A 12,456-nucleotide genomic window follows, 5' to 3' on the forward strand; every position below is an offset into this window, starting at 1 on the left:
ATAACGCATTCTTTGCAGGTACAATCACGTTTTGCTAATAAATCAGCTGCATGAGATCACTAAATAATTTAAAAATAATGGGTTTTCTGGTGCATAAGTGTCGGACAGAATAAACGCACGTGATTAAAGTATCGGTCAGAGGTGACAGCCTCAGACCGCCGCGAGGCACCCTGATTCAGTTTCTATCACGCCAACACCAGGGCGTTCCCGAGAGCAGACCGAGAGGTCTGCTTTTTTTTGTGGCTTCAGTGAGCGGAAAAGGCGCTGACCGACAGGTCAGCGAATGACAGCTACGCGCAGGCTTCGGAGGCAAGCCAGAGCAGCACTGACCAGACGGCTAACGAAATACGCTGATCGCCTCAACCAGCCTGGTGGCCTGCCGCGCCATACGATCCGACGCCTGGGCGCCCTCTTCGACCCTTGCCGCGTTTTGATGGGTAATATTATCCAGGTCTTCCACCGCCAGGCTGACCTCGCTGAGGGCAGTCGCCTGTTCAGCGGTAGCCGCGCTAATCTGAGCAACCAGCGCGGTGACGTTCTGCACCTGGGAAACGATCGCTTCCATCGTCTTTCCGGCATCGTTGACATGCTGACTGCCGGACTGGACCTTAGCCGTACTGTTTTCAACCAGAGCCTTGATTTCACTGGCGGCCTTTGCACTGCGCTGGGCCAGGCTGCGTACTTCCCCTGCGACCACGGCAAAGCCTTTACCCTCTTCCCCGGCGCGGGCGGCCTCTACTGCGGCATTGAGCGCCAGAATATTCGTCTGAAAGGCAATACCGTCGATGACGCTGGTTATGCTGGCGATTTTCTGTGAGCTGAGGGCGATCTCATCCATCATATCCACCATGTCATTCATGGCCTGCCCGCCCTGCATCGCCGCATCCCGGGTACTTTGCGACAGGGTATTCACCTGCCTGGCGGTTTCGGTATTACTTTTCACCGTCGCGGTCATTTCATTCATTGTTGCGGCGGTCTGCTGTACGTTTGCTGCCGCCTGTTCGGTACGGCGGCTAAGATCGTTATTCCCCTGCGCGATGGCATCGCTGCCGCTGAGGACGTTTACGGCCTGCCCACTGATATCATCCACCAGCCAGCGAAACATCAGTCCCAGCTGGCCGACGGCACGCAGCGTGGTGCCCACCTCGTCCACCCGGTCAAGCTGATCGACCTTATGACTGGCGCCGGTCGCTACCTGAAGCGCCTGCTGGCAAACGCGTTCGATCGGGCGGGAGACCTGCTGCTCCAGCCAGGCGCCGGCCATAAACAGCAACACGGCCATGATACCCGCAAAGAGGCTCAGAGGCTGCGCGGCCATACCCAGCGCCCAGGCGCCCGCCAGGGTGAATGGCAGGATGGCGGCCAAAGTAGTCCGGATACGCCAGCGCAGAGGCAGGGTTTTAAAAATTGAGGTCCACTTCAGCAGACCGGTGCGCACCAGCAAGCCCTTATGGAAGTGCCAGCCCTTACGCTTCCCCTCGCGGAATTCGCGGTAGAGCCGTTCGGTTTTTTGAATCTCTTCTGCGCCCGGTTTGGTTCGCACTGACATATAGCCCTGCACCTTCCCTTCACGCACCACCGGGATCGCATTGGCCCTGACCCAGTAGTGATCGCCATTTTTGCGGCGATTTTTGACCAGCGCCGTCCAGGGTTCACCCTGCTTCAGCGTCGCCCACATATCAGCAAAGGCTTCCGGCGGCATATCCGGGTGGCGCACGGTATTATGTGGCTGCCCGTTAATCTCATCAGGCTCGAAGCCGCTAACCGCGATGAAGGCATCATTAGCGTAGGTGATATGGCTGTGGGTATCCGTGGTCGACATCAGCGTCGCGCTGTCGTCAAAAGGATATTCCTGCTGGGTAACGGGTAGATTGGTTCGCATGCGATGGATCCTTGAAGCAGTGGCAGGACTGAGCTTGAATTGAATGATTATTATTTTTTATTATTTTCGGCGGGAATGAACGGATCTTTAGCCTGTAAACGCCATTTTGCGATCGCGGTTACAAAGCAGGCAGAGGCCGGACAGTGATCCACCCGTAGAGGAGGGTATCCACTCCAGCCGCAGAAAAACACCATTTTGATAAGTTATATTTATTAATATCATAATAGTACCCGCGCCCATATTATCGCCTGGCGAGTGTATGCAGCCAGCGACAGACCCTGCGCAGCAAAAAGGGCAACAACCAGAGGATGTAATTTCAGCAAGGGGTAACCCTCCACAAAATGGGAGAAACCACGCAGGAAAATGGCGTTAAAAAGAATCAGTAGAGTTATTTTAACAATACACAACGGTTAATACGAGCGAGCCACTTTCATTATCGCCAGGCGGGATATAAAACCCACACCCACCAGAATAAATAATGAAATAAATAGAAACCAGGAAAAGCGCTACCCGGACCCTGATTTTAAACGGAACATAATTAAATGATAATTACTTTTTCAGACAGTGGGCTAAGCATCGCTTTTAGTCGCAGGTAGAACAGCATGAAAATAAGAAATTTTAAGATTCACGAAATAAAAGCGTGCGCGAGAGAAGGTTTTTTTAGCACAACTCAGGAAATGCAGCGTTATTCAGAATGGAAATGTCGTATTAAAAGCGGTCACAATTAATGGGTTAAGCTAAACAGCGTCAGAGATAAAAAGCGCTCTCTGACGACGATTATCATCGGTCTTACGCAATAAACCGCGCGGGGCCGTCGCAGCGTTAACTGCCTGACGCCCCACGCCGTGTTGCCCCCGATCAGGCCGGGTGTTAAGGATTCAACGCCGCATGCTTCATTTTTGCTTCATAAGCAACGGCCCGCTTTGAGTCAAACTGGTGCTCCCACTTGGCGATAACCAGCACTGCCAGTGCGTTGCCAATGACGTTAAGGGCAGTACGCGCCATATCCATAATACGGTCGACACCGGCAATAAACGCCAGCCCCTCCAGCGGAATACCTACGCTGCCCAGCGTCGCCAGCAGGACCACAAAGGAGACGCCAGGCACGCCGGCGATACCTTTAGATGTCACCATCAGGGTCAGTACCAGAACGATCTCCTGACCGATGGACAGGTTAATGCCGTACAGCTGGGCAATAAATATCGCAGCAATACTCTGATAGAGCGTGGAACCGTCCAGATTAAACGAGTAGCCGGTAGGGACGACAAAGCTGCAAATCGACTTGGGCGCGCCGTAGGCCTCCATCTTCTCCATAATGCGCGGCAGCACGGTTTCAGAGCTGGAGGTCGAGTACGCCAGGATCAGCTCCTCTTTCAGGATGCGTATCAGGGTGGTAATACGCAGCTTACAGATGCGGGCAACCGTACCCAGTACCACAAAGGCGAAAAAGAGGATCGCCGCGTAAACCAGAATAACCAGCTTAGCCAGCGGCCACAGCGAGGCAAAGCCGAAGTTAGCAATGGTCACGGAGATCAGCGCAAAGACGCCAATCGGCGCATAGCGCATAATCATATGCGTTACCTTGAACATGGCTTCAGAGGTCGAGCGGAACACCTTCAGCAGCGGGTCGCGGTGCTCAGACGGCAGCGAAGAGAGCCCCAGCCCAAACAGTACCGAGAAGAAGATAATCGGCAGCATGTCACCTTTCGCTATTGCAGCAAAAATATTCTGCGGGATAAGCGAAAGGATAGTGGTGACCAGACTGTGTGCCCCACCCTGCACCTGCGCCGTTGTCGCTTCATACTTAGAGATATCCACCGTTGCCAGCGTCGACATATCAATGCCGTAGCCGGGTTGAAACACGTTCGCCAGGGTAATACCTACCACAATGGCAATGGTGGTAATCACTTCAAAGTAGACGATGGTTTTTACACCGATACGTCCCAGTTTTTTCGCATCACCCACGCCGGCAATGCCTACAATCAGGGTAGAGATAACGATAGGTACAACAATCATCTTGATCAGATGAATAAAGATATCACCGGCCGGACTGAGGATATTGGTGATTAACCATTCACGATCGGAGGGTTGGTTATGCAGTATCGCGCCAACGATGATCCCCAGGGCCAGCGCCGTCAATATTTGCCAGGCCAGGCTGAATTTAGCAGCTTTCATAACTTATCTTTTCCTTAACAAAACCCGCTCTCCGCGGTGGGCTGCGGAATGAATCACGCTCAAGGGAGGCTTTGCCGAAGTCGGCTAATTCACGGATATGGGATGGTTGATACCTGATTTTCAGGCAGATGATAAGTACCATTTTCACTGGTACAAATGCAAGCCTGCGTGAATTGTGGCTACTTTATTAGCACCTGACAGGATAATGCTCTGGAATGGGCCAAAAGATTTAACCTGTTGTTATAATTGGCAATATTGCGAAGGTATTACGCATAGGTATGCAAACCAGGCCCTGGCTCGCTATGCATCGCCGGGTTTAATTGACTAAAAATTACACGGTGAGTTTCGTTATGAAATGACTTAAGCGACTGCACAGGCCCTTTTAAGCCGCTGACTTAAGGTCATTAATGCCCTTATTCTTATTAAGGGCGCTATGACGTGATCTGTCGCGCAAAAAGAAAACAAAGCCACGCGCCATACCCCATTTAACCTTTGGTTGACATAGTATTAACAACTTCAAGGAGATCAGCCATGAGCCAACAATACAGACATCCCGTCCCCGCCAGCATTGCGGAGCACACCCTGATTAATGCCCAACAGTATCAGTCAATGTACCAGCTATCGGTACAGGACCCGGATGCCTTCTGGGGGGAACAGGGCCAGATCCTCGACTGGATTAAGCCTTATACCCGCGTGAAAAATACCTCGTTTGCGCCGGGTAATATCGATATCCGCTGGTTTGAAGACGGTACGCTGAACCTTGCTGCCAACTGCCTTGATCGCCATCTGCACAGCCGGGGTGACCATCCGGCGATCGTTTGGGAAGGCGATGACGCCAGTGAAAGCAAAACGCTGACCTTCCGCGAGCTGCATCGTGAAGTCTGCCGCTTCGCCAACGCGCTGAAGGAGCTGGAGGTTAAAAAGGGCGATGTGGTCGCCATCTATATGCCAATGGTGCCTGAGGCCGCTATCGCCATGCTCGCCTGCGCGCGCATTGGCGCAGTGCACTCCGTCATCTTTGGTGGCTTTTCACCGGACGCGGTTGCTGGCCGCATCATTGATTCCAACGCCAGACTGGTCGTTACCGCAGACGAAGGTCTCCGCGCCGGACGAACCATCCCGCTGAAAAAGAACGTCGACCTTGCGCTGGCGAATCCGAAAGTCACGTCAGTCACCAACGTTGTGGTTTTCCGCCGCACGGGTGTGGAATCGAGCTGGGAAAACGGCCGGGATATCTGGTGGCATGAGCTGGTGAATAAGGCCAGCGCCCACCACCAGCCGGAAGAGATGAACGCTGAGGATCCCCTGTTTATCCTTTATACCTCGGGTTCCACCGGCAAACCCAAAGGCGTTCTACACACCACCGGCGGCTATCTGGTCTATGCCGCCTCCACCTTTAAATACGTGTTCGATTATCACCCTGAAGATGTGTACTGGTGTACCGCCGACGTGGGCTGGATCACCGGCCACAGCTACCTGCTGTATGGGCCCCTGGCCTGTGGTGCCACCACGCTGATGTTTGAAGGCGTACCCAACTGGCCGACGCCAGCGCGCATGGCTGAGGTGGTGGACAAACATAAGGTCACGCTGCTGTATACGGCGCCAACGGCTATCCGTGCACTGATGGCTGAGGGCGATAAGGCAATAGCCGGGACCCACCGTACCAGCCTGCGGATCCTCGGTTCAGTCGGCGAGCCCATCAACCCGGAAGCCTGGGAGTGGTATTACAACAAAATTGGCGATGGCCGCTGCCCCATTGTCGATACCTGGTGGCAAACGGAGACCGGCGGCTTTATGATCGCCCCGCTGCCCGGTGCCATCGAGCTGAAGGCGGGTTCGGCAACGAAACCCTTCTTTGGCGTACAGCCTGCGCTGGTGGATAACGAAGGTAATGCGCAGGAAGGGGCCTGCGAAGGCAATCTGGTCATTATCGACTCCTGGCCCGGTCAGGCCCGCACGCTGTTTAACGATCACGATCGGTTTGAGCAGACCTATTTTTCTACCTTTAAAAACATGTACTTCAGCGGGGACGGCGCACGGCGCGATGAGGACGGCTACTACTGGATAACCGGCCGGGTGGACGACGTGCTTAACGTATCCGGCCACCGGCTGGGGACGGCCGAGATTGAATCTGCGCTGGTTTCTCATGCCAAAATAGCCGAAGCAGCCGTTGTTGGCATCCCTCACAGTATTAAGGGTCAGGCGATCTACGCCTATATTACCCTTAACAGCGGTGAAGAGCCGTCACCGGAGTTATATGCCGAAGTCCGCAACTGGGTGCGTAAGGAGATTGGCGCGATTGCCACGCCCGATATTTTGCACTGGACGGATTCACTGCCAAAAACCCGCTCGGGAAAAATTATGCGACGGATATTACGCAAAATCGCCGCCGGTGATATCAGCAACCTGGGGGATACCTCTACGCTGGCCGATCCGGGCGTAGTGGATAAATTGCTTGAGGAAAAACAGGCGATTAAAATGCCTTAAGTTCCCTGGTGAAGATTCATGCATACGAGAGCCTCATTTTTATTATCATGAGGCTCTCATAATATTCCTTAACATACCTTTTCAGAACCCACTTTGATTTTCAGTTCGATGATGATAGCCGAATAAATAAAATTTCTGGTTTACGCATTATAACATTAACCGGCATGGTGCAAACGGGGTGCGCAATAACGTATAGCGATATTACGCGCAGTCATTTAGTTCGCAATAATTACTAAAGAGCATTCCGGAGGCGGACATTATCCGGCAGCACAGGGTAAGGCCGCCATAATATACCCTAGGGAGAAACTGTGATGAATGACGTTATTTATCAACGGATGGAGAAGAGTGCGCGCTTTAAAGAGCTGGTCAGAAAACGCCAGACCTTTGCCGCCCTGCTCACCGCCATTGTTCTTATCCTTTATGTCGGTTTTATTTTACTGATCGCCTTTGCGCCGGGTTGGCTGGGCACGCCGCTTTATGCGGGTACCAGCGTAACGCGTGGTATTCCCATCGGTATCGGTTTAATTCTTATCTCCTTCCTGCTCACTGGTCTTTACGTCTGGCGGGCTAACGGCGAGTTTGATCGCCTGACGCGTCAGCTGCTGAAAGAGGTGAAGGGATGAAACGATGCCCCCTGGTTTATATGCTTCCTGCCCTGCTGTTACCGATTGCCTTTTCTGCCCTGTCGGCTGATACGCTCAGCGGTGCGGTTGAGCGGCAACCGGTCAACTATGAAGCCATCGTGATGTTCATCGTCTTTGTCGCCGCCACGCTGGGGATTACCTGGTGGGCCGCAAAACGCACCCGCTCACGCAGTGATTATTATACCGCTGGCGGCAATATCACCGGCTTTCAGAATGGTCTGGCGATGGCCGGAGACTTTATGTCAGCGGCTTCGTTCCTCGGGATCTCGGCGCTGGTCTATACCTCCGGCTACGACGGACTGATTTACTCGCTCGGGTTCCTCGTCGGCTGGCCCATTATCCTGTTCCTGATCGCCGAACGCCTGCGTAACCTGGGGCGTTATACCTTCGCCGACGTGGCCTCATACCGTCTGAAACAGCTTCCGATTCGTACGCTCTCCGCCTGCGGATCGCTGGCGGTGGTGGCGCTGTATCTGATTGCGCAGATGGTAGGCGCGGGTAAGCTTATTCAGCTGCTGTTCGGGCTTAACTATCATGTTGCCGTGGTGCTGGTCGGAATTCTGATGATGCTCTACGTGCTGTTTGGCGGCATGCTAGCCACCACCTGGGTACAGATCATCAAAGCGGTGCTGCTGCTGTTTGGCGCGACTTTTATGGCCATCATGGTGATGAAAACGGTGGGTTTCAGCTTTAATAATCTGTTTACGCAGGCCATTGCGGTTCATCCAAAAGGCATCGCGATTATGCGGCCCGGCGGCCTGGTGAACGACCCTATTTCAGCGCTGTCGCTCGGCTTGGGCTTGATGTTTGGCACCGCTGGGCTGCCGCATATTTTGATGCGTTTTTTCACCGTCAGCGATGCGCGCGCGGCAAGGAAAAGCGTGTTCTACGCCACCGGCTTTATGGGCTATTTCTATATTCTTACCTTTATTATCGGCTTCGGGGCCATCCTGCTGGTCGGGTCGAACCCAGCGTTTAAGGATGCGACGGGCGCGCTGATTGGCGGGAATAATATGGCTGCGGTACATCTGGCGGATGCCGTGGGCGGCAGTCTGTTTCTCGGCTTTATCTCTGCGGTCGCCTTTGCCACCATCCTGGCCGTAGTTTCCGGGCTGACGCTGGCCGGAGCCTCAGCCGTGTCGCATGACCTGTATGCCAGCGTGGTGCGTAAGGGCCAGGTCACGGAACGGCAGGAGCTAAAAGTGTCCAAAATCACCGTGGTAGTGCTGGGTTTCGTTGCCATCGCGCTGGGCATTTTATTTGAGAAGCAGAATATTGCCTTTATGGTGGGGCTGGCCTTCTCCGTGGCCGCCAGCTGTAATTTCCCGATCATCCTGCTGTCGATGTACTGGTCGAAGCTGACAACGCGTGGGGCGATGATCGGTGGCTGGCTGGGGCTGCTGACGGCAGTGGTGCTGATGATCCTGGGCCCGACGGTGTGGGTTCAGGTTCTGGGACACACTAAAGCGATTTTCCCCTATGAATACCCTGCGCTGTTCTCCATGGCAGTGGCCTTTATTGGCATCTGGCTGTTCTCAGTAACGGACAGCTCAGCCGAGGGCAAACAGGAGCGTCTGCGCTTTAAGGCGCAGTTTGTCAGGTCACAAACGGGGATAGGAATAGACGACGGCCAGGTGCATTAGCGCCAGTGAGGGGAAGAGAGGCGAATCGTGAGATTCGCCTTTTTTTCATCAGAAATGCAGCGCTGCACCGACATACGGACCATCAGCAATCACATTATCTTTACGGCCATCTTTGCCGTTCATGGTCATATATTTATAGCCCACGCGCACGTCCACCAGCGAAATCGGCTGGAAACTTACGCCCGCCGAGGCTTCCTGATAGTCATCAATATGGCTGGAGAATGCATCCGGGGAGTAGTAATACTCGCCAAAAACGTTAAACATGCTGGTCACCGCGTACTGTGCGCTGCCACCGACCGCGACGGCGTAGCCATCCTTACTGTCGGTAGGGTTGGTTGACATAACCTTCACGGTTGGGGAGAGAAAAAGGTCGCCAACCGCGACGTTATAGCCCAGACCGACGCTTTCAGCGTTGCCGTCGTGATCGCTGCGTAGCCAGTTACCTGACAGCGCAAAGCCAGGCGAGGTGGTACCCATTCCCACGCGCACGTTAGTGTAATGCTCGCCGACGTCAACGCCGCCTTCGATTGCCTGCGCCGGACCTGCCAGGGCGAAAATCGCCACTGCGCCTGCAAGAGTTGCCACTGCTTTCATTTTATTCTCCTGATGAATTTACTCACGCCGTTTACCGGCGGCTTCGCAGAGTAAACCAACTTCAGGCTGAATAACATGAGAAATCCGCTTATCTGCGCACACTTTACGCGCATCTCTCTCCGAACTCTGACGCGCCTGCGCGCTCACCTCCGCCGCAAATACAGAAGCCACCCGCAAGCGGTCAGAGTGCGGCCCACATAATATGGCCGATAACGGGGGCGAGGATCACCGTCACCACGCCAGAAAGCATCATGACCAGACTTGCCACTACCCCCTCTTCCTGCCCAATCTCATAGGCCCGCGCCGTACCGGCACCGTGCGAGGCGGCACCGAAACCGGCCCCCTTCGCCATTCCCTGTTTTACCGCCAGTCGAATAAACAGCAGATCGCCCGTTGCCATACCAAACACGCCGGTAATCACCACAAACAGCGCCACCAAATCGGGCTGGCCACCAATCTGCTTAGCTGCCGCCAGCGCAAAGGGTGTGGTAATGGAACGCACGGCCAGGCTGCGCTGAATCGCCTCCGGCAGGGTCAGCAGCCGGGCCAGCCAGACTGAACTGCAAACGGCAACCAACGTTGCGGTAATGACACCCGCGCTGAGCGAGAGCCAGTGACGACGAATAATCGCCCTGTTTTCGTACACCGGTACGGCAAATGCCAGCGTTGCCGGTCCCAGCAACCAGAGTAGCCAGTGGCTCTCACCAATATAGTTCTGCCATGAGGTATGGGTGAGCAACAGCAGGGCGACCAAAACCATCGGCGTCATCACCAGCGGCATTAGTAACAGCCTGTGCCAGCGTCGATACAGGCGCTTATTGAGCAGGTATATGAGTACGGTTGCCACCAGACACAGCATGCTGATAAAAAAATCACTCATCGCCCTTCTCCCGGCTGCGCTGGGCAAGCCAGATCTCGAAACGGTACACGCGATCCACGACCAGCGCGGTAGCGCTCAATACCAGCAGCGTACTGATGCCTATCACCAGCATGATGCGCCAGCCCTCTACGCGCAGCAGCTGTGAATAGTTCACCACTGCCACCACGGCGGGTATAAAAAACAGCAGCATCTCGGCCAGCAGCCAGCGCGATCCGGCCCTCACCCAGTTTAACGGCAGCACGCGCAGCATAATCAACGCCAGCAGCAGCAGCATACCGACGATATTCGCCGGTAAGGGGAGATGCAGACGGTCCACCAGCTGTTCGGCCAGTAGAAAAAAAGCGACATACAGCGCGACCTGGAGCGGAACCTGCACCCACTGCCATCTGCCGGATATCGACGGGCGCGAGACCAATGCCATAATAATTTCTCCTTTACGGTGTAGAGAAAGAGTATAAAGCGGTATCAAACTGTGAAAAAAATGACTTAATATTATTCAAACTATGCCTTACAGGAATGTTTATGGACGTTCGGGCCCTGCGTTATTTTGTGGAAGTGGTGCGCCAGCAAAGCTTTACCCGTGCGGCTGAGCAGCTTTTTGTTACCCAGCCCACCATCAGTAAAATGCTGCGTCAGCTCGAGGATGAGCTGGGCTGTACGCTGCTGATCCGCGAGGGCCGCAAGCTGCATTTAACCGATACCGGTCAGGCGGTTTATCAGCGCGGTGTCACTATCCTTCAGGAGTTTAAGCAGCTGGAGGCAGAAATTAGCGACATCAACGATCTGAAAACCGGCGAACTGCGGCTGGGCATTCCTCCGATGGTCGGCATGCAGATTGCGGGTTCAATTTCTGCGTTTCGCCAGCGCTACCCCGGCGTGGAGCTGAAGATTTCTGAATTTGGCGGCCTGACCGTACAGCAGGCCGTTCTGTCGGGCACGCTGGATATTGCCCTGACCGCGCTGCCGGTCGCCGACGATTTACCGCTCAACGCCCTGCCGCTGATGAGCCATCCACTTTGCGTCCTTGTACCACGGACCCAGGCCTGGCTGCGGCGGACGCATATGCCCATTGCCGAACTGGCCGGACATCCGATCCTGATTTATAACGAGGAGTTTTCGCTTAACCGTCAGCTAATGCGCGCCTTTCAGGCCAGCGGTTTTACACCGCAGATTGCGGTGCGCAGCGGTCAGTGGGATTTTCTGGCAGCAATGGTGCAGGCAGGAATGGGCGTGGCGATTTTACCGGAGCCTATCTGCCAGCGGCTGGATAAAACCCACCTGTTGTGGCTGCCTCTGGAGTCGGAGCTGGTCTGGAAGCTGGGGCTGATCTGGCGGGAAGGGAGCTATCTGTCAAAAAGCGCCCAGGCATGGATAGCTTGCTGCCGGGAGTTTTGGCCGGGTGAAGCGCCCACGCTATCGGTTTAAGCCGGTTCATTTGCAGTGAAGGCTACCCAAACGACGTTTAGTGGCGGATCTGCGCCAGGACTTCTTCTGAAAGGCCGGTCATTTTAACGACGTTTAGTGGCGGATCTGCGCCAGGACTTCNCGACGTTTAGTGGCGGATCTGCGCCAGGACTTCTTCTGAAAGGCCGGTCATTTTAACGACGTTTAGTGGCGGATCTGCGCCAGGACTTCCTCTGAAAGGCCGGTCATTTTAACGATAGTAGGGCGATCGATACCATTCTGCAGCATGGTGCGGGCGATTTTAAGGGTGGCTTCACGTTCACCTTTCTCAATACCGCGTTGCTCACCGAGCTGAATACCCTTTTCGATGCCCTTCTCAATGCCCTTTTGTTCAAGCTGTTGTGCGATGGTCATCAGTTTCTCCTCATGTTGCGGCACCCGCTGTGCCAGTTCGCGTACAAAGGCCTCTGCATCTGAAGTCTCACCCGCCTGTAACAGATAGTTTATCAGCGAAACCAGCTGCTGTCCTGTCATGTGCTCCTTCAGCAAAACGGTAGCCAGCCTGTCAAGCAGGCAGGTCAGATCACGCTGGTGAATATGCTTTTGTAGCAGAGTCAGGGCCGCCATAGGGGTTTGAAGTCCAACGGTATAAAAAAACACGTTAAGAGAATAACTATCTGTAATTTATGTATTTCTGATGATTTTCAAGAATGATTTTGAGTACAAACTTTCCACTAAAACCATTTA

Annotated in this window: 9 protein-coding genes and 1 pseudogene; 4 read left to right on the plus strand and 6 right to left on the minus strand. The window is 54.2% G+C overall.

Annotated elements, in window-relative coordinates:
- Window positions 1–337: 337 nt before the first annotated feature.
- Together A1830_RS08355 and gltP are read right to left on the minus strand one after the other, a co-directional pair.
- The gene (locus tag A1830_RS08355) at window positions 338–1,882 is read right to left on the minus strand and encodes a methyl-accepting chemotaxis protein (RefSeq protein ID WP_067704390.1); all 1,545 of its coding nucleotides are present in this window, start codon (window positions 1,880–1,882) and stop codon (window positions 338–340) included.
- Between the two features lie 870 nt (window positions 1,883–2,752).
- A complete protein-coding gene (gene gltP / locus A1830_RS08360) occupies window positions 2,753–4,057 on the minus strand; it encodes a glutamate/aspartate:proton symporter GltP (protein WP_067704393.1) in 1,305 nt (434 codons plus the stop codon).
- 531 nt (window positions 4,058–4,588) lie between these two features.
- Here gltP and acs point away from each other — a divergent pair.
- The 3 genes from acs (at window position 4,589) to A1830_RS08375 (ending at window position 8,831) form a co-directional block, all read left to right on the plus strand.
- Window positions 4,589–6,544 carry an acetate--CoA ligase gene (gene acs, locus A1830_RS08365; protein WP_067704396.1) on the plus strand — a complete coding sequence of 652 codons (1,956 nt, stop codon included), beginning with the start codon at window positions 4,589–4,591 and terminating at the stop codon, window positions 6,542–6,544.
- Window positions 6,545–6,855: 311 nt separating this feature from the next.
- Window positions 6,856–7,167 carry a DUF485 domain-containing protein gene (locus A1830_RS08370; RefSeq protein ID WP_067704401.1) on the plus strand — a complete coding sequence of 104 codons (312 nt, stop codon included), beginning with the start codon at window positions 6,856–6,858 and terminating at the stop codon, window positions 7,165–7,167.
- Between the two features lie 20 nt (window positions 7,168–7,187).
- Window positions 7,188–8,831, plus strand: a complete 1,644-nt coding sequence (locus A1830_RS08375; protein WP_369815700.1) for a cation acetate symporter — start codon at window positions 7,188–7,190, stop codon at window positions 8,829–8,831.
- Window positions 8,832–8,879: 48 nt separating this feature from the next.
- On the opposite strand, the gene A1830_RS08380 is transcribed toward A1830_RS08375, so the two are convergent.
- The 3 genes from A1830_RS08380 to A1830_RS08390 form a co-directional block, all read right to left on the minus strand.
- Entirely contained in the window at window positions 8,880–9,425 is a 546-nt protein-coding gene (locus tag A1830_RS08380) for a YfaZ family outer membrane protein (RefSeq protein ID WP_067704407.1), read from the minus strand.
- A 181-nt stretch (window positions 9,426–9,606) separates the two neighbouring features.
- The gene (locus A1830_RS08385; protein WP_067704410.1) at window positions 9,607–10,305 is read right to left on the minus strand and encodes an LrgB family protein; all 699 of its coding nucleotides are present in this window, start codon (window positions 10,303–10,305) and stop codon (window positions 9,607–9,609) included.
- Window positions 10,298–10,726, minus strand: a complete 429-nt coding sequence (locus A1830_RS08390; protein ID WP_067704413.1) for a CidA/LrgA family protein — start codon at window positions 10,724–10,726, stop codon at window positions 10,298–10,300. Before A1830_RS08390 ends, A1830_RS08385 begins: the two co-directional genes overlap by 8 nt.
- Window positions 10,727–10,827: 101 nt before the next feature.
- Here A1830_RS08390 and A1830_RS08395 point away from each other — a divergent pair, with 101 nt between their 5' ends.
- The gene (locus A1830_RS08395; protein WP_067704417.1) at window positions 10,828–11,730 is read left to right on the plus strand and encodes a LysR family transcriptional regulator; all 903 of its coding nucleotides are present in this window, start codon (window positions 10,828–10,830) and stop codon (window positions 11,728–11,730) included.
- Between the two features lie 183 nt (window positions 11,731–11,913).
- On the opposite strand, the pseudogene A1830_RS08400 reads toward A1830_RS08395, so the two are convergent.
- A pseudogene (locus tag A1830_RS08400) lies at window positions 11,914–12,336 on the minus strand (Rpn family recombination-promoting nuclease/putative transposase); the annotation flags it as partial.
- Window positions 12,337–12,456: the final 120 nt, after the last annotated feature.

Origin of the sequence: Erwinia sp. ErVv1, assembly GCF_900068895.1 — a bacterium.
Classification (GTDB): domain Bacteria; phylum Pseudomonadota; class Gammaproteobacteria; order Enterobacterales; family Enterobacteriaceae; genus Erwinia.